The organism is Pseudonocardia sp. ICBG601 (assembly GCF_020496245.1).
The window spans coordinates 16,783-33,877 of sequence record NZ_JAHLJA010000100.1 but is presented as its reverse complement, the minus strand read 5'-3'; the positions used below and the strand labels follow the sequence as shown (position 1 = coordinate 33,877).

Annotated in this window: 13 protein-coding genes and 4 pseudogenes; 9 read left to right on the top strand and 8 right to left on the bottom strand. The window is 73.4% G+C overall.

Annotated elements, in window-relative coordinates; translation table 11 throughout:
- The 3 genes from KPL57_RS25675 to KPL57_RS25665 form a co-directional block, all read left to right on the top strand.
- On the top strand, positions 1 to 1,269 hold a 1,269-nt coding region (locus tag KPL57_RS25675), incomplete at its 5' end, for an aldehyde dehydrogenase family protein (RefSeq protein WP_226353481.1).
- Entirely contained in the window at positions 1,269 to 2,600 is a 1,332-nt protein-coding gene (gene paaK / locus KPL57_RS25670; protein ID WP_226353480.1) for a phenylacetate--CoA ligase PaaK, read from the top strand. The genes KPL57_RS25675 and paaK, both read left to right, overlap by 1 nt.
- A 49-nt stretch (positions 2,601 to 2,649) precedes the next feature.
- Positions 2,650 to 3,312, top strand: a complete 663-nt coding sequence (locus tag KPL57_RS25665) for a DsbA family oxidoreductase (protein ID WP_226353479.1) — start codon at positions 2,650 to 2,652, stop codon at positions 3,310 to 3,312.
- Here KPL57_RS25665 and KPL57_RS25660 read toward each other — a convergent pair.
- Positions 3,309 to 3,737, bottom strand: a complete 429-nt coding sequence (locus KPL57_RS25660) for an Lrp/AsnC family transcriptional regulator (protein ID WP_043276485.1) — start codon at positions 3,735 to 3,737, stop codon at positions 3,309 to 3,311. The two genes, KPL57_RS25665 and KPL57_RS25660, sit on opposite strands and share 4 nt — an antisense overlap.
- A gap of 171 nt (positions 3,738 to 3,908) precedes the next feature.
- Here KPL57_RS25660 and pdhA point away from each other — a divergent pair, with 171 nt between their 5' ends.
- Genes pdhA through KPL57_RS25645 form a run of 3 tightly spaced genes read left to right on the top strand, consistent with a single transcriptional unit; the run spans position 3,909 to position 7,494 of the window.
- Positions 3,909 to 4,967 (top strand): pyruvate dehydrogenase (acetyl-transferring) E1 component subunit alpha, encoded by a 1,059-nt coding sequence (gene pdhA / locus KPL57_RS25655; protein WP_374111602.1) that lies wholly within the window; start codon positions 3,909 to 3,911, stop codon positions 4,965 to 4,967.
- 53 nt (positions 4,968 to 5,020) lie between these two features.
- Positions 5,021 to 5,989: an alpha-ketoacid dehydrogenase subunit beta gene (locus tag KPL57_RS25650; protein ID WP_226353483.1), complete on the top strand. Its 969-nt coding sequence runs from the start codon at positions 5,021 to 5,023 to the stop codon at positions 5,987 to 5,989.
- Positions 5,986 to 7,494: a dihydrolipoamide acetyltransferase family protein gene (locus tag KPL57_RS25645; RefSeq protein WP_226353478.1), complete on the top strand. Its 1,509-nt coding sequence runs from the start codon at positions 5,986 to 5,988 to the stop codon at positions 7,492 to 7,494. The genes KPL57_RS25650 and KPL57_RS25645 overlap by 4 nt, the downstream gene beginning before the upstream one ends.
- 27 nt (positions 7,495 to 7,521) lie before the next feature.
- Here KPL57_RS25645 and KPL57_RS25640 read toward each other — a convergent pair whose 3' ends face one another.
- Entirely contained in the window at positions 7,522 to 8,163 is a 642-nt protein-coding gene (locus tag KPL57_RS25640; protein ID WP_226353477.1) for a cupin domain-containing protein, read from the bottom strand.
- Between the two features lie 115 nt (positions 8,164 to 8,278).
- Positions 8,279 to 9,022, bottom strand: coding sequence for an SGNH/GDSL hydrolase family protein (locus KPL57_RS25635; protein ID WP_226353476.1), 744 nt, complete (start codon positions 9,020 to 9,022; stop codon positions 8,279 to 8,281).
- 196 nt (positions 9,023 to 9,218) lie between these two features.
- Here KPL57_RS25635 and KPL57_RS25630 point away from each other — a divergent pair, with 196 nt between their 5' ends.
- Complete coding sequence (locus tag KPL57_RS25630) at positions 9,219 to 9,494, top strand: ACT domain-containing protein (RefSeq protein WP_226353475.1); 276 nt, start codon at positions 9,219 to 9,221, stop codon at positions 9,492 to 9,494.
- Positions 9,495 to 9,560: 66 nt separating this feature from the next.
- Here KPL57_RS25630 and KPL57_RS25625 read toward each other — a convergent pair whose 3' ends face one another.
- The 3 genes and pseudogenes from KPL57_RS25625 to KPL57_RS25615 all read right to left on the bottom strand — a co-directional run bounded on the left by KPL57_RS25625 (position 9,561) and on the right by KPL57_RS25615 (position 12,274).
- The gene (locus KPL57_RS25625; protein WP_226353474.1) at positions 9,561 to 10,856 is read right to left on the bottom strand and encodes an HNH endonuclease signature motif containing protein; all 1,296 of its coding nucleotides are present in this window, start codon (positions 10,854 to 10,856) and stop codon (positions 9,561 to 9,563) included.
- Between the two features lie 98 nt (positions 10,857 to 10,954).
- Positions 10,955 to 11,924 (bottom strand): annotated as a pseudogene (locus KPL57_RS25620) (pirin family protein).
- Positions 11,921 to 12,274: a GNAT family N-acetyltransferase gene (locus KPL57_RS25615; RefSeq protein ID WP_226353473.1), complete on the bottom strand. Its 354-nt coding sequence runs from the start codon at positions 12,272 to 12,274 to the stop codon at positions 11,921 to 11,923. Before KPL57_RS25615 ends, KPL57_RS25620 begins: the two are co-directional and overlap by 4 nt.
- Before the next feature lie 29 nt (positions 12,275 to 12,303).
- On the opposite strand from KPL57_RS25615, the pseudogene KPL57_RS25610 reads away from it, so the two are divergent.
- Positions 12,304 to 13,177, top strand: a pseudogene (locus KPL57_RS25610) (IS5 family transposase); the annotation flags it as partial.
- A 176-nt stretch (positions 13,178 to 13,353) separates the two neighbouring features.
- Here the strand turns inward: KPL57_RS25610 and KPL57_RS72700 are convergent.
- A pseudogene (locus KPL57_RS72700) lies at positions 13,354 to 14,417 on the bottom strand (low temperature requirement protein A).
- Between the two features lie 84 nt (positions 14,418 to 14,501).
- Between KPL57_RS72700 and KPL57_RS25600 the strand changes: the two are divergent.
- On the top strand, positions 14,502 to 15,665 hold the full coding sequence (locus tag KPL57_RS25600) for a low temperature requirement protein A (RefSeq protein ID WP_226353472.1): 1,164 nt from the start codon (positions 14,502 to 14,504) through the stop codon (positions 15,663 to 15,665).
- On the opposite strand, the pseudogene KPL57_RS25595 reads toward KPL57_RS25600, so the two are convergent.
- A pseudogene (locus KPL57_RS25595) lies at positions 15,662 to 17,028 on the bottom strand (mycothione reductase). The gene KPL57_RS25600 and the pseudogene KPL57_RS25595 overlap by 4 nt on opposite strands.
- Positions 17,029 to 17,095: the final 67 nt, after the last annotated feature.

The window sequence follows — 17,095 nt, the reverse complement described above, 5'->3', positions numbered from 1 at the left end:
GCCGACTCGCTGAACCTGGCCGCGCTCGGCCCGGACGCGACGCCCGGCACCGCGGAGTTCGACCTGTTCGTGAAGGCCCTCACCACCGAGATGACGGTCAAGGCCGGACAGAAGTGCACCGCGATCCGGCGCGCCTTCGTGCCCGCGCGCACGTCGACGCCGTCGTCGAGGCGGTCACCTCGCGGCTCGCGACGGTCGTGGTCGGTGCGCCCGGTGCCGAGGGTGTCCGGATGGGGGCGCTCGGCGAGAGCCTCGACCAGCGCGAGGAGGTCCGCCGCAGCGTGGAAGTCCCTGCGCGACGCCGGCCGGATCGTGTTCTTCGCGACCCCGCACCGCGTCGAGGTGACCGGCGCCGACGCCGACCGCGGCGCGTTCGTCTCCCCGCTGCTGCTGGTCGGCGACCCGGACCGCGCCGAGCCGCACGAGGTCGAGGCGTTCGGCCCGGTGTCGACCGTGCTGCCCTACGACACCACCGACGAGCTGATCGACTACGCCGCCCGCGGCCAGGGCTCGCTCGCCGGCTCCGTCGTCTCCGCCGACCCCGCGTTCGTCCGCGAGGTCGTGCTCGGCGTCGCCCCGTTCCACGGCCGCGTGCACGTGCTCAACGCCCGCGACGCCGGGGAGTCCACCGGGCACGGGTCGCCGCTGCCGCAGCTCGTCCACGGCGGACCGGGCCGGGCCGGCGGTGGCGAGGAGATGGGCGGCGTGCGCGGGGTGTTCCACCACATGCAGCGCACCGCGGTCCAGGCCGACCCCGACTCGCTCGCCGCGATCACCGGCCGCTGGGTCACCGGAGCGCAGCGCCACACCACCGACGTGCACCCCTTCCGCAAGCACCTGGAGGAGCTGCGCCCGGGCGACTGCCTGGTCGCCGGCCCGCGCCGGGTGACCCGGGAGGACGTGGAGCACTTCGCCGAGTTCACCGGCGACACGTTCTACGCGCACATGGACGAGGCAGCCGCCGCGGCGAATCCGCTGTTCGGGCAGCGCGTCGCGCACGGCTACCTGGTCGTGTCCCTCGCCGCCGGGCTGTTCGTCGACCCCGACCCGGGCCCGGTGCTCGCGAACTTCGGCGTCGACGGGCTGCGGTTCCTCACTCCGGTCCGCTTCGATGACGAGCTCACCGTCACGCTGACCTGCAAGCAGCTCACCCCGCGCGAGTCCGCCGGGTACGGCGAGGTCCGCTGGGACGCCGACGTCACGCGGCAGGACGGCGAGTCCGTCGCCCGCTACGACGTGCTCACCCTCGTCGCGAAGAAGGACGCGTGATGACCGCGGCCACCAGGCGCCTCGGCGACGCGCCCCCGGCGGAGCTGCTGGACCCGGCCGAGCGGATGTCGGTCGACGAGCTGGGCACCCTGCAGCTGGGGCGTCTGCAGTGGACGTTGCGGCACGCCTGGGACAACGTCCCGCACTACCGGCGGAGGTTCGAGGAGCACGGCGTGCACCCCGACGACTGCCGCGAGCTCGCCGACATCGCGAAGTTCCCCACGACGACCAAGGCCGACCTGCGGGAGACCTACCCGTTCGGCATGTTCGCGGTGCCCCGGGAGCGGATCGCACGGATCCACGCGTCGTCGGGCACCACGGGCCGCCCGACCGTCGTCGGCTACACCGCGGGCGACCTCGACCGGTGGGCCGGGCTCGTCGCGCGGTCCATCCGGGCCGCGGGCGGGCGCCCCGGCCACCGCGTGCACGTCGCCTACGGGTACGGGCTGTTCACCGGCGGGCTCGGCGCGCACTACGGCGCGGAGAAGCTGGGTGCGACCGTCATCCCGGTCTCGGGCGGCATGACCCCGCGCCAGGTGCAACTCATCGGCGACTTCGCCCCCGAGGTCATCATGCTGACCCCGAGCTACATGCTGACCCTGCTCGACGAGTTCGAGCGCCAGGGCGTCGACCCGCGGGCCACGAGCCTGCAGGTCGGGATCCTCGGCGCCGAACCGTGGACCGAACGGATGCGCGCCGAGATCGAGGAGCGGGCCGGCATCCACGCCGTCGACATCTACGGGCTCTCCGAGGTCATGGGACCCGGTGTCTCGCAGGAGTGCGTGGAGACCAAGGACGGCCTGCACATCTGGGAGGACCACTTCCTGCCCGAGGTCGTCGACCCGCTCGACGGCACTCCGCTGCCCGACGGCGCCGAGGGCGAGCTGCTGTTCACCAGCCTCACCAAGGAGGGGCTGCCGATCATCCGCTACCGCACCCGCGACCTCACGACGCTGCTCCCGGGCACCGCGCGGCCGCAGATGCGGCGGATGGCCAAGATCACCGGCCGGTCCGACGACATGATCATCCTGCGCGGGGTGAACGTGTTCCCGACCCAGATCGAGGAGATCGTGCTCCGCACGCCCGGGTTCGCGCCGCACTTCCAGCTGGAGCTGACGACCCGGGGCAGGCTCGACGCGATGACCGTGCGCGTCGAGGCCCGCGGCGACACCCCCGCCGACCGCCGCGACCCGGCCGCCGCCGAGCTCGTGCGCGCGGTGAAGGAGACCGTCGGGATCTCGGTGACCTGTGAGGTCGTCGACCCGGACACCCTGGAGCGCTCGGTCGGGAAGCTGCAGCGCCTCAAGGACCGGCGGGAGCCGAGGGCCTGACCTGCCCGGCGCGGGAATGCCGCGGGTCCCGCGCGGGTTGCGACCGGTCGTGAAGCTCGAGATCTGGTCCGACGTCGTCTGTCCGTGGTGCGCGATCGGGCGGGCGCGCCTGGAGACGGCGTTGTCCGGCTTCGCGCACCGCGACGAGGTGACACTGCGTTGGCGCAGCTTCGAGCTCGACCCGGCCGCGCCGCGCGAGCAGCCCGGTGACCGCGCCGAGCACCTGGCGGCCAAGTACGGCGTGAGCGTCGCGGCGGCCCGCCGGATGGAGGAGCAGGTCACCGCCACCGCGGCCGCGGACGGGCTGGAGTTCCGCTTCGACCGGGCCCGCCACGGCAACACCGTCGACGCCCACCGGCTGCTCCACCACGCCTGGGCGACCGGCGGGTCCGCGCTGCAGGACACGCTGAAGGGGCGGCTGCTGCGCGCCTCGTTCACCGACGGCGAGCCGATCGGCGATCCCGAGGCGCTCGCCCGGATCGCGGTGGCCGCCGGTCTCGACGACGGCGGGGCGCGCGCCGTGCTCGGCTCCGACCGGTACCTCGACGACGTCCGCGCCGACGAGGACATGGCCCGCCGCCTCGGCATCACCTCGGTGCCGTTCCTCGTCGTCGACGACCGCTACGGCGTCGCGGGCGCCCAGCCGGTGGACGCGCTGCGCCGGCTCCTCGACACCGACTGGTCCGAGCAGGAGACACCCGCCCGGAGCTAGCGGGACTCGTCCTCGAAGATCAGGATCGTCCGCGTCGACACGACCGTCGGGAGCGCCTGCAGGCGTTCGAGCACGACGCTGCGCAACGCGTCGTTGCCGGTGGTGCGCACCAGCAGCAGCACGTCGAAGTCCCCGCCGACCAACGCCATGTGCCGGACCTCGGGGATCGCGCGCAGCTGTTCGCGCAGCTCGCGCCAGCTGTTCTGGCGCACCGTCAGCGTCACGTACGCCGAGGTGTGCAGCCCCACCCGGTGCGGGTCGACGACGGCGGTGAACCCGGTGATCACGCCGTCGTCGACGAGCCGGGCGAGGCGGGCGTAGGCGTTCGCCCGCGAGATCGTCAGGCGCTCGGCCAGCGCGCGCCCGGTCAGCCTGCCGTCGTGCTGCAGCTCCGCGACCATCCGCCGGTCGATGTCGTCGAGCACCGCCGCCTCCGTTCGTCTCGCCGGGACCCGCCGGGCGACGGTGCCCGGGACCACTCGTCCGGGGCGGTGTCGCACTCAGGGCCGATCGTCTCGTCCTCTCCCCGATCCAGGCTGATCGTACGGATCATGCGCCATTCTCGGAGCACTGTGTCCGCACGGAAGGGAGTCGTCGTGGACGACCGGCACGAGACCGTCCGCCTCGTGGAGCCCGACGGCACCACGGTTCCCGGGGCCCAGCTCCCGTCGCCCGACCGGCTGCTCGCCGGCTACCGCGGGCTGGTGCGCGCCCGTCGGCTCAACGAGCAGGCCGGCGCGCTGGTCCGGCAGGGACGCCTGGCCGTGTACCCGTCCTCGCGCGGGCAGGAGGCCTGCCAGGTGGCCGCGGCGATGGTGCTGTCCGACGGCGACTGGCTCTTCCCGACCTACCGCGACACCGCCGCGATCGTCGCCCGCGGTGTCGACCCGGTCGAGGTCCTCACGATGCTGCGCGGGGACCGGCACTGCGGCTACGACGTCGCCGCCCACCGCGTCGCCCCGCAGGCGACCCCGCTCGCGACGCAGCTGCTGCACGCGGTCGGCGTCGCCCACGCCGCGCGGCTCAAGGGCGAGCCAGACGCCGTCCTGGCGCTCTGCGGCGACGGCGCCACCAGCGAGGGCGACTTCCACGAGGCGCTGAACTTCGCCGCGGTCTTCCGGGCGCCGGTGGTGTTCCTGGTGCAGAACAACAAGTACGCGATCTCGGTGCCGCTGCACCGCCAGAGCGCCGCCGCCAGCCTCGCGGACAAGGCGGTCGGCTACGGCATGCCCGGTGTCCGGGTCGACGGCAACGACCTCGCCGCCCTGCTCACCGTGCTCGACGACGCCGTGGAGCGGGCCCGCGCCGGCGACGGCCCCACGCTGGTCGAGGCCGACACCTACCGGATGGACGCCCACACCAACGCCGACGACGCCGGCCGCTACCGCAGCGACGGCGAGGTCGCCTCCTGGGCCGCCCGCGACCCGCTCGCGCGCCTGCGCGCCCGGCTGCGTGCCGAGGGCCTGCTCGACGACGACGCCGAGCGCGCTCTCGTCGAGGAGACCGAGCAGATGGCCGCCGACCTGCGCGCCGGCATTGCGGCCGAGTCCCCGGTCGACCCCGAGGAGCTGTTCGCGCACGTCTACGCCCACCCCACCCCGCAGCTGCGCGAGCAGCGCGACCAGCTGCGTGCCGAGCTGGAGGTCACGCCGTGAACACCGGCACCGCGAACACCGACACCGTGCACACCGGTCCCGTGAAGCTCACGATGGCGCAGTCGATCAACACCGCGCTGCGCGAGGCGATGGCCGCCGACCCGACCGTCGTCGTGTTCGGGGAGGACGTCGGCCCGCTCGGCGGGGTCTTCCGGGTCACCGACGGGCTCACCGCCGAGTTCGGCGAGCACCGCTGCTTCGACACCCCGCTCGCCGAGTCCGGCATCGTCGGCACGGCGGTGGGAATGGCGATGAACGGGCTGCGGCCCGTCGTCGAGATGCAGTTCGACGCGTTCGCCTACCCGGCGTTCGAGCAGATCGTCAGCCACGTCGCGAAGTTCGGCAACCGCACCTCGGGCCGGATGCGGCTGCCGATGGTCATCCGGGTGCCCTACGCCGGCGGGATCGGCGGCGTCGAGCACCACTGCGACTCCTCCGAGGCGTACTACGCCCACACCGCAGGGCTGACCGTGGTCGCCCCGGCCACGAACGCCGACGCCCACGGCCTGCTCCGCGCGGCGATCGAGTACCCGGACCCGGTGATCTTCCTGGAGCCGAAGAAGCACTACTTCACCTCCGAGGAGGTCGACACGGCGGTGCCGGTGCCACCGATCGGACGTGCCGTGGTCCGCCGCCCCGGGGCCGACGCGACGCTCATCGCCTACGGGCCGACGGTCCCGGTCGCGCTCGCCGCCGCCGAGGAGGCCGCCCTGGAGGGCCGTGACCTGGGCGTGGTCGACCTGCGGTCGATCGTCCCGTTCGACGACGAGACCGTCTGCGCGCAGGTGCGCCGGACCGGGCGGGCGGTCGTCGTCGCGGAGGCACCGGGGTTCGCCTCGGTCGCCTCGGAGATCGCCGCCCGGGTCTCGGAGCGCTGCTTCCACCACCTCGAGGCACCGGTGCGCCGGGTGACCGGGTTCGACGTGCCCTACCCGCCGCCGAAGCTGGAGCAGCACCACCTGCCCGGGGTGGACCGGGTGCTCGACGCGGTCGACTCGCTCGGCTGGGAGGACGCGGCGTGAGCGCGCAGGTGTTCACCCTGCCCGACCTGGGGGAGGGGCTGACCGAGGCCGAGCTGGTCCGCTGGCTCGTGGCCGACGGGGACACCGTCGGTGTGGACCAGCCCGTCGCCGAGGTGGAGACGGCGAAGGCCGTGGTCGAGGTGCCCTCGCCGTACGCGGGCACGGTGCTGTCCCGGCACGGCGCGGAGGGCGAGACGCTGCGGGTCGGGGAGCCGCTGGTGTCGGTCGGGGATGCCACCGGGGCCACCGAGGCCGCCGGGGGCGCCGGGGACGCCGGGTCGGGCAACGTCCTGATCGGCTACGGGACGACCGGCGGGCACGAGGGGGCCCGCCGGCGTCGCCGGGCGGTGAAGCGCGCCTCCGCGGCCGCCACTCCCGCGGCCGCCGCACCCACGGCTGCCGTACCCGCGGACGCCCCCGCGTCGCCCCCGTCCGCGGTCCCGGCAGCGACATCCGCGGTCCCGGCGGCGACATCGGCCGCCGACGGCGCACCGGGCGAGCGTCGGCCGGTGCAGTCGCCGGTGGTGCGGCGGCTGGCCCGTGACCACGGCATCGACCTCGCGACGGTCGAGGGGACCGGACCCGACGGGATGGTGCTGCGCCACGACGTGGCCGTCGCCGCGGCCCGCGCTGCCGCACCGACCGCTGCCGCACCGACCGCTGCCGCCCCGCCGCCCGCCGCCGCGGAACGAGCCACCGTCCCGACCACGACGGCCGCGACCGGCACGGCCGCGATGGCGACGGCCGCGACCGGACCGACCGCTACCGGTCCGACCCCGGCCGCACCGGACCGCGACCCCCGCACCGGGCTCGCGGTCCGCGAGGTCGTGCCGCTCCGCGGCGTCCGCCGCGCCGTCGCCGATACCCTGACCCGCAGCCGCGCCGAGATCCCCGAGGCCACGACCTGGGTCGACGTCGACGCCACCGACCTGCTCGCCCTGCGCCAGCAGCTCACCGGCACCGACGGCCGTCCGGTCGGGCTGCTCGCGATCCTGGCGCGGTTCGTCGTCGCCGGTCTGGCCCGGTTCCCCGAGCTCAACGCCCGCGTCGACACCGGGTCCGCGCAGATCGTGCACCTCGACGGGGTGCACCTCGGCATCGCCGCGCAGACCGACCGCGGCCTGGTCGTCCCCTCGGTGGCCGACGCCCACCGTCTCGGGATGCGCGGCCTCGACACCGAGATCCGCCGCCTCACCGCGGCGGCCCGGGACGGCTCGGTCACCGCCACCGAGCTGACCCGCGGGTCGTTCACCCTGAACAACTACGGGGTGCTCGGCGTCGACGGCAGTGCCGCGATCATCAACCATCCCGAGGTCGCGATGCTGGGCGTCGGACGGGTGCTGCCGCGGCCGTGGGTCGTCGACGGCGCGGTCGTCCCGCGGTCGATCACCCAGCTGTCGCTGGTGTTCGACCACCGGGTCTGCGACGGCGGCACCGCGGGCGGATTCCTCCGCTTCGTCGCCGACGCCGTCGAGTCGCCGCTGTCCGCGCTCGCCGACCTCTGAGCGCGCCCGGTTGAGCGCGCCCGGTGCTCAGCGGCGGCGGGTGATCACCACCGGCTCGATCCGCTGGGGAACCTGCGCGAACGCCGACTCGGGCACCCCGAACGACGCGGCCAGCACGTCCCGCGGGATCGCGTTGAGGCTGCCGACGATGCCGATGTCGTCGTCCGGCTCGGCGGTCGAGGTGTTGAACACGATGAGCACGTCGAGCGGCTCGGTCGTCGACGCGTTCTCGAAGTAGTGGAACAGGCCCGTCGGCGCGAACACGAGGTCACCGCGCTCCGCGGTGAAGACGTCGTTGTGGTACTCGCCGTCGGGGTGGGTGCCGAGGATGGTCCACTTCGCGGTACCGGAGACGATGTAGTTCAGCTCCCACGCGGTCGGGTGCCAGTGCGGCTCCCGGATCCCGCCGGGGTCGAGGTGGGCCAGGTACACCGACCCCTGCTGGCCGGCGAGCACCGGGAAGTTCTGCTCGTTCGCCCCGCGCAGCCACCCGCCGTCGAAGGTGTTGGGCTCGGTCGCCGCGAGGTGGAACAGGTGGCCGGGCTGCCCGGTCCGCGGCGGCGTCGGAGCGCCCGCCCCGGCGGTCCCGCCCGTGGCGGCCAGTCCCGCCATCCCCGCCACCCCTGCGACACCCGCGCCCAGGGCCCGTCGCCTGCTGATCCCCGTCATGGTCTGCTCCTTCCACCGAAATCGTTGCCAGTCGCAACGGTATGGCGGACGGTGATCCATCGGGGTGATCACTTTCAGCGGCTTCCGTGATTGCGCAGTCACGGATCGGCGCAGCTCAGCGCGCCGGGACGGCCGTCCAGTACGGGGCCTTCGCCGGACGGCCGTCCCCGGACGACCGGCCCCGCAGACGTCGCCCGACCCAGGGCAGGACGTGGGTGCGGTAGTAGGCGAGCGCTGCGGCCGGTCCGGTCGGCGGGTCCGCGGCGACGGTCGTCGCGGGCGTCGCCCCACGCACACCGAGCGCCTCCAGCACGATTCCCGCGGCGCGCAGATGCCCGGGCGTGCCCAGGTGCAGGCGGTCGTCCGACCAATAGCCGGGCCGGCGGATCTCGGTGTCGCCGAACACGTCGACGAAGGTGAGTCCGCGTGTGGCGGCGAGCGTGCGCACCGCCGCCGACAGCTCCGCGCCGCGGCGGTGGACGACCCGTCCCAGTGGAAGCCGGTCCGACGGGTCGGCACCGCTGAGCAGCACCAGCCGGACCCCGGCCGCCGCGCAGCGGTCGACGGCGCGGGTGGTGAGCGCGGCGAGCCCGGCGACGTCGGTGCGGGGGCGGAGCATGTCGTTCCCCCCGCCGTTGAGGGTGATCAGGGTCGGCGCGGGGTCCAGCGCCAGTGCGGCATCGAGCTGCGGCCCGACGACGTCGGCCAGCAGCCGGCCCCGTACGGCCAGGTTCGCGTAGTGCACCGGCTCACCGGAGGCGCCGGCCAGCCCGGCGGCGACCCGGTCGGCCCAGCCGCGGGGGACACCCGCCGCGTCCTCGTCGCCCACGCCCTCGGTGAAACTGTCCCCGATCGCCACGTACCGCACGGCGCCAGCATCCGCGTTGCGGTCACCACGGCTCCGCCCGGGGGTGGTGACGGCTGTTACCCTCGACCCGTGCGCGGTCGGATCATTACCCGGCGCGCCGGCTGAACCCAGGGAGCCGGCGCGTGGCACGTGGTGCCCGCCGGACCTGGCCGGATCCTGACGTTCGCCCTCGAACACCGGAGATCCGATGAACGCCCCCACCGCCGAGCGCGCCCGCACCGGGACCGATCCCGCCGAGCACGGCCACGTCGTCTCGCTGCTCCTGACCGACGCCGATGACGGCCTCTACAAGGTCCTCACCATGCTGCGGTCGCGCCGCTGGAAGGTCCGCTCGCTGCAGGTCGACATGTCAGCCGAGATCAGCCGGGTCGACCTCGTCGTCGCCCACGACGGCCGGGACGCCGACCTGCTGCTCGAGCAGCTGCGCCGGGTCGTGCCGGTGGTACGCGCCGACCTGGGCTGAGCCGGGCGCGGTGCCGTCGTCCACCGCCGGGATCTCGTGCCCGCCGGGCGGAGACGCATCCTCCGGTCAGTCCGGTCCGCGGTAGGTGTGTCCGGTGGGTGTGGTCGTGAGGACGGTCCCGTCGGGTGCGCGGGCGATGTGCCATCCGGGTTGTTCGCGGATGTGGTTGTGGAACTCGCAGACCCCGCGGCCGTTCTCCAGTTCGGTGTGTCCGCCGTCGGTGTGGCGGTGGATGTGGTCGATGTGGCGGGCGGGTGCGTCGCAGTAGGGCTCGGTGCACCGGTTCCCGGCGCGGGCTTTCACGAGGGTGGCGAGCAGTCCGGTGAAGGTGCGTTGGCGTGAGTCGCCGCCGATGACAAGACCCTGGTCGGTGAGCAGCCGCCGTAGGGATGCGGTGCCCTCGCTGGTGGCGAGCAGGTCGGCCGGGACGGGTCCGAGTCCGGGGATCTCCGCGGGGAGTGGGGAGGTGGGGTCGAGCAGGGCCTGGACGGGGACGGTGACCTGGACTTGCAGGTTGACCGCGGTGGCGGTGGCTTGTCCGGTGAGGCGTTCGACCAATGTGTCGGCGAGTACCTGTCCGCGGCTGCGGGTCAACGGTGCCGGATCCACCTGGACCTGCACGAAGGCCTTCTGGAGCGCGGCGAGGCAGGCGGCGCCCTGTGCGACGGGGATGTAGGCGGTGAGGTAGCTCATCGCGTCCGGTGCGGGTCGCAGGGTGACCCGACGTTCGGCCGCGGCGGCGCGGACACGTGCCCGGAAGCGTTCGGGCGCGATCTCGGCGACCAGCCGGCGGGTCATCGCGCGGAGCCGGCCGATGCCGAGCCGGGTGAGATCGTGCGCAGCGAGGCGGGTGTCGACCTGCCTGCGCTGGCGTGGGTCGAGGTCGCGGCACTCGACGGCGATCGCGGTGACCTTCGCGGCGCTGAGCTCACCGGCGGTGTGCAGGCCGCGGACGTGGTCGAGTCCGGTGTGCAGGTCGCGGGCGTTGGCGAGGCGGGTGCGGGCTTCGGCGGTCGAGACCCGGCAGGCGAGCTGGATCTGGGCGACGACGCTGCGGTGGTGGAGCCGCTCGACGTCGGTCCGGGCGGCGCGGTCGCTCCCGTCGGTCCCGTCATCGGTGAGCCGGTTCTGGATGTGCGTCTGGGCGAACGCCCGGATCCGACTCGCCTGCAACGCGGCGAGGGAGGCCTGGAGCATCTCGATCTGCTGGATCTGGTCGATCAGTTCCGCCTCGGACACTGCAGAGGTGTCGGCGGCGTGAGTGTGATCGACGAGGAAGCGGAGCAGATCGAGGTCACCGGCCGGGGACCCACCGGAGCCCACGCCGGTGGCGTGGTCGGGTGGCTCCTGGGGCGCGGTCACATCGCCGATCCCAGTCGAACGTGTGTTCGATCGCTAGTTTCCGTTCGCAATCGCGAATCTCTGACCTGCGAGGACAGGGCAGCAGAGTCGTGCCCCGCCTACCCGCGAGGAGTCAACCGCGCGTTCGGCAGCTCCGGCGCCGGCAACGTCGAGTCCCAGGCGTCCGGGAACATCCCGAAGCGGCCACCGTCCCGCCCCCCGGCGGCACGCTCGTCCTGCCACTGCTCCCGGAAGGCCACGACCTCGTCGTGGGTGGAACCGACGAAGTTCCACCACATCACGATCTGCTCGCCCAGCGGCTCCCCGCCGAGCAGCACCAGGCGGGCGCCGTCGTCGCCGGCGTGCAGATCCAGGGCCGTCCGGCCCGGCGGGAGGTACACGAGCTCGGCGGCCGCGGCCGCGGTGCCGCTCACCCGCGCCGAGCCGGTGTCGACCAGCACACCGTGCTCGAACCCGGCGTCGACGTCCAGCGTCACCGACGCGCCGGCGGGCAGCACCACCTCGGCGCCGAGCAGCGGGGTGAACGTCGGGACCGGCGACGACGACCCGGCCAGCGATCCGAGGAACACCCGCGGCGCGGCGTCCCCGGCATGCACCCGGGGCGGTGCGTAGTGCTCGAAGCGGGGGGGTGGTCTCCCGGTGGGCGGCGGGCAGCGCCAGCCACAGCTGCACCCCGTGCAGCACCTCGGTGTCGGGGGTGGAGAACTCCGAGTGCGCGATGCCGGATCCCGCGGTCATCAGGTTCAGCTCACCCGGGCGCACGATCGCGTGCGCTCCGGTGGTGTCGCGGTGTTCGACCCGGCCGGTGAACAGCCACGACACCGTCGCGAGCCCGGTGTGCGGATGCCCCGGCACGGCCATCCCACCGGTGTCGGCGACCCGGTCCGGGCCGTAGTGGTCCAGGAAGCACCAGGCCCCGATCAGCGACCGGGTGCGCCGCGGCAGCGTCCGGCGCACCGTCATCGCGCGCGGCCCGCCCAGCGGCACGTCGCGCGGGGTCACCAGCTCCCCGTCGGCGGCGTCGCCCCCGCAGACGACCTCCTCCGGCGCGGTCTCGACGTTGCTCACCGCGCGCTCCTCCGGACGGCGGCGACGGCGTCGGGCGTCACCGGGTCGAGGATGTCGGCATAGCCCTGATGGGTCGACACCCAGCGCCGCACGTACGGGCAGACCGGCACGATGCGCTTCCCGGCGGTGCGGGTGTCGTCCAGCGCGAAGCGGACCAGGGTGCTCGCGAGCCCGCGCCCGGACAGCTCCGGATCGACCTCGGTGTGGTGGAAGATCCGCTGCCCGTGGTCGTCGACGTACTCGGCCCTGCCGACCACGGTGCCGTCGATCAGGATCTCGTAGCCGTGGTGGCCCGTGTCGTGGGTGACCACGGTGTCGTGGTCGGTGTCGTGGTCGGTGTCGCCGGACATGTACTCAGCCTCTCAGAGCGTGTTTGGAAATGGTGGGTGTGTCGGGATGGTCGACACGGCTGGGGTGCTCCATCGTGGTCGGCATGCAGGAACGACCGCGCCGGTACCCCTCGGACACCAGTGATGCCCAGTGGGTGGTGATCGAGCCGTTGTTACCGCCGCTCGCGCGGCGGGGGCGGCCTGTTGCTCATGCTCGTCGGGACGTGCTGGACGCGATCTTGTATGTCGTGCGGACCGGGTGTGCCTGGCGGGCGTTGCCGGTGGACTTCCCGCCCTGGCAGACCGTCTACTGGTACTTCAACCAGTGGGAACAGCAGAAGGTCACCGAGAAGATCCTCCCGGTCGTGCGGGGGCAGTTACGTATCGCCGAGGGCCGTGATCCGGAGCCGAGTGCGGGGATCATCGATTCCCAGTCGGTCAAGGGCGCCGACACCGTCGGCCAGGACTCCCGCGGCTACGACGCCGGGAAGAAGACAGGCGGACGGAAACGGTTCATCGTGACCGACACCCTCGGTCTGCTGCTGACCACGATGGTGTGCTCGGCCTCGGTACAGGACCGCGACGGCGCCAAGCCGATCCTGCTCAACCTCTACCTGCGCACCAGGGTGCGGTTCGTCTACGCCGACGCCGGCTTCGCCGGGCGACTGCTCGACTGGGCCGCCACGATCCTGCAGACAACGATCGAGATCATCCGCAAGCCACCCGAGCAGCGCGGATTCACCGTCCTCCCACGAAGGTGGGTGGTCGAACGGACCCTGGCCTGGCTCACCGCACACCGACGCCTGGCCCGAGACTACGAACGCCACCCCACCACATCCGAAGCCATGATCCGCTGGGCCGCGATCAACACCATCACCCGCCGCATCGCCCGTGGATACCCCGCCACCCGCCAGCAGAAACACACGACACCCTCAACCCACTAGAATTTCCAAAACACGCTCTCAGGACGCGCGGCGCCGCACCACGCGGCGCAGGTTCACCGGCTCCCGCAGGTGCCGGCCCCTGTCGTCTCCGAACCCGTCATGCGGCGACGGTGTTCCGGGCGGGGGCAGTCTCGACGGTCACGACCACCGCCACCATCACCACCGCGGCCACGACGGGGTGAACGGCGCGAACGCCGACAGCCCCAGCAGCACCGCCAGCACGACGACGGCGGCGCTGCGGCCGGCGGCGAGCACGGGGCGCAGCGCCAGCGCCCACACCCCGAGGACGAACAGCGCGACCGGCACGGTCAGCGTCGCCCCGGCCGCGGCGGCGGACAGCCCGGTCCCGGTGGTGTCGACGTCGACGGCCACCTCGATGCCCGCCGAGAAGGCGCCGGCCGCGGCGAAGACGAGGTAGTGGCCGTAGCCGTGCACCAGCGCCCGCGGCATGGCCCGCAGGTGCTCGTGCTGGCTGTGGGCGAAGTAGACCCACCACATGCCCGCCGCCAGCACGAGTCCGCACGCCGAGAGCACCAGCAGCGGGCCGAGGTGCTCGGCGGAGGACAGCGCGTCGACCACGGCCGTCGTCGACGCCAGGATCGACTCACCCAGCAGGATCAGGGTGAACAGGCTGTAGCGCTCGGCGATGTGGTGCGGGTGCCACGGCGTCGACCGCGCACGCTCGGCGACCACCGGGACCGCCAGCTCGGCCAGTGCCAGCACGACGAACCACACCGGGTGCGGGGCGACGAGCACCCGGCGATCCACAGCAGCTGGACGACGGCGATGCCGCCCGCGTAGCGGAGCGCGGTGGTCCGCAGCGCGGGGTGCGATCGCGCCGCCCGCAGCCACTGCGTGACCATCGCCAGCCGCATCACCACGTACCCGGCGACGAGTACGCCGTAGCCCTCACCGGCCATCGCCGAGGGCGTCCCCGCGGCCATGACCAGCGCGCCCGCCATCTGGACCAGGGTGGTGGCGCGGTAGAGCCAGTCGTCGACGTCGAAGGCCGAGGCGAACCAGGTGAAGTTCATCCAGGCCCACCAGATGCCGAAGAACACCATCAGGTAGGACCCGACCCCGGCGCCGACGTGCCCGCCGGACTCCTCGTGGTGCAACGCCGCCGACGACAGCGACACCGCCACCACGAACACCAGGTCGAAGAACAGCTCCAGCGGGCTGGCCACCCGGTGGGGCTCGTCCGGATCGCGGGGGCGCATCTCGCGCAGACCGAGGTTCACACCGCCCATCGTTGCGCGCCGCACTACCCTTCGGCAGCGCCGACACGGGAAAGGAGCCCACCGATGACCACACCACCGGACATCCGGCCGCGGGTGCTGCGACGGGAGGGCGACTCCGAGGTCGCTCCGATCGAGCTGTTCTTCGACCTCGTCTACGTGTTCGCGATCGTCCAGGTCTCGCACACCCTGCTCTACCACCTGACCCCGATCGGGGCGCTGGAGACGGCGGTGCTGTTCGCCGCGGTCTGGTGGCTGTGGAACTACTCGGCCTGGGCGATGAACTACCTGGACCCGGGACGCCCGTCGGTCCGGATGCTCAACGCCGGGCTGATGCTGGCGGCGCTGGGGATGGCGCTGGCCCTGCCGGGCGCGTTCGGTGAGTCCGGGCTGCTGTTCGCACTGTGCTTCGCCGCCGCCCAGATCGGGCGCCCGCTGTTCCTCGTCGTGACCATGCGCGGGCACGTCATGGCCCGTAACTACCGCAACCTGCTGGTGTGGAGCACGGCCGCGTCCGTGCTCGTCGTCGTCGGCGCGTTCCTCCCGCCGGTGGCGCGGCTGGTCGTCTGGGTGCTGGCCGTCGCCGTCGACATGGCCGGGCCGCGGTTCGAGTTCCGGGTGCCGGGGCTCGGGCGCACCCCGATGGAGGAGTGGCCGACCGACGTGGAGCACCTCGCCGAGCGCAACCGGCTGGTGTTCATCATCGCGCTCGGCGAGTCGATCCTGATCATGGGTTTCACGCTGTCGGAGATGGAGGACGTGACCCCCTACGCGGTGGTGATCACCCTGCTCGGCTTCGCCGGTCTGGTCGCGCTGTGGTGGTCCTACTTCGCGCTCGCCGGGCACGGCACCCGGGCGAGCTCCGGCGACGGGTCGACCCGTGCGGCGCGGGCCGCGTTCGCCTACGCGCACGGCCTGATGGTGGCCGGGGCGGTGCTGTTCGCGGTGGCGATCGACCTGCACCTCACGCACCCGGAGAACACTCCGGCGCTGGTGCTGACCTCGGTCGGCGGTCCGCTGCTCTACCTCGCGGGCAACAAGCTCTACCTGCAGGGCCGCACCGGGACGGTCGGGCGGTCGCGCTACGTGGCCGCCGCGATCCTGGTGGTGGCCGCGGTGGTCGCGCTGGTCGCCGGACACGCCCTGCCCGCGATCGCGATCGGGCTGGTCGTGCTCGCCGTGGTGATCGGCCTGGCGGTGGCCACCGAGCTGACCGAGCGGCGCGCCTAGTCCGGGTCGGCGGCGTCGCGCAGCGCGTTCTCCAGCACCTCGCTCAGCGCGGGGTGGATCCAGTACTGTACGTCGGCGAGGCGCTGCGCGGTCACGCCCAGCGCCATCGCCTGCACCAGCTGCTGGACCAGCGTCGACGCCTGCGGCCGAGCAGGTGCGCCCCGAGCAGCGTGCCGTCCGGGGCGACGAGGACCTTGCAGAACCCGCGCTGCTCCTCCATCGCCCAGCCGAAGGCGACGTCGGCGTACTCGTGGAACCCGACGCGGAACTCCAGGCCCTCCTCGCGGCGCTGCTGCTCGGTGCGGCCGACGGCGCCGATCTGCGGAGTGGTGAACACCGCGGCCGGGACGAACCCGTGGTCGGCCTCGCGCAGGTCGTCGGGGTGGGCGAGGTTGTGCCCGACGACCTCGGCCTCGTGGTTCGCGACGTGCTTGAGCGGGTGCGGGGACGAGATGTCGCCCAGCGCCCACACCCCGTCGGCGGTGGTGCGGCCGTGGGCGTCGACGACGACGCGGCCGGCGTCGTCGGTGTCGATCCCGGCCCGGTCCAGGTCGAGCCGGTCGGAGTTGGGGCGGCGCCCGGCCGCGACGAGCAGCCGGTCGGCCCGCACCTCGGTGCCGTCGTCGAGGTGCAGCCGTACGTCGCCCGCACCGCCGGTGACCCTCTCCACCGTCCGTCCGGTGTGGACGGTGAAGCGCTCGCGGGCGGCGTCGGTGAACCGCGCCACGACGGTCTCGTCCATCCCGCCGAGCAGGGTGTCGGCGCTCTCGACGAGCGTGACCTCGCAGCCGAGCCCGCCGAACACGTGCGCGAACTCCGCTGCGATGTAGCCACCGCCGATGATCGCCAGGTGCCCGGGCAGCTCGTCGATCCGCATGATCGTGTCGGAGGTGTCGAACGGGACGCCCGAGTCGGCGACCGGCGGCGGGACCACCGGTCGCCCGCCGACGGCGAGCACGATCCGGTCCGCGGTGAACTCGGCGGTGCCGCCGTCGGCCAGGTCCACCGTCATCGCGCGTGGCCCGGTGAAGCGGGCCGTGCCGTCGTAGACGGTGCCGTGGTCGCGGCGGTGGTCGCGGCCCTCGTCGCCGATCGGGTCGAGTCGGGAGAACACCCGGTCCCGGATGTCGCTCCAGCGGATCCGGTCGATCCGGGCGTCCACCCCGTAGGTCGACGCCGCGCGGACCGTCTCGGCGACCTCGGCGGTGTAGGCGAGCATCTTGGTCGGGATGCAGCCCACGTTGAGGCAGGTCCCGCCGAACCGGGTCGCCTCGACGTGGGCGACGTCGAGACCGTCGAACCGGTCGTCGACGATCGTGTTCCCGGATCCGGTGCCGACGACTGCGAGATCGTGATGGGCCACCCGCCGAGCCTAGGAAGACCGGCGCCCTCCCGCGCGTCGACGCCGGGCGGGGCCGTCACCGGGCGAT

What these genes read in the sequence shown, in the direction of transcription:
- KPL57_RS25650 (WP_226353483.1), top strand. Translation starts at nt 5,021, where the DNA reads ATGGCGCAGTCGATCAACACCGCGCTGCGCGAGGCGATGGCCGCCGAC.
- KPL57_RS25615 (WP_226353473.1), bottom strand. Translation starts at nt 12,274, where the DNA reads ATGTCCGGCGACACCGACCACGACACCGACCACGACACCGTGGTCACC.
- paaK (WP_226353480.1), top strand. Translation starts at nt 1,269, where the DNA reads ATGACCGCGGCCACCAGGCGCCTCGGCGACGCGCCCCCGGCGGAGCTG.
- KPL57_RS25630 (WP_226353475.1), top strand. Translation starts at nt 9,219, where the DNA reads ATGAACGCCCCCACCGCCGAGCGCGCCCGCACCGGGACCGATCCCGCC.
- KPL57_RS25640 (WP_226353477.1), bottom strand. Translation starts at nt 8,163, where the DNA reads ATGACGGGGATCAGCAGGCGACGGGCCCTGGGCGCGGGTGTCGCAGGG.
- KPL57_RS25600 (WP_226353472.1), top strand. Translation starts at nt 14,502, where the DNA reads ATGACCACACCACCGGACATCCGGCCGCGGGTGCTGCGACGGGAGGGC.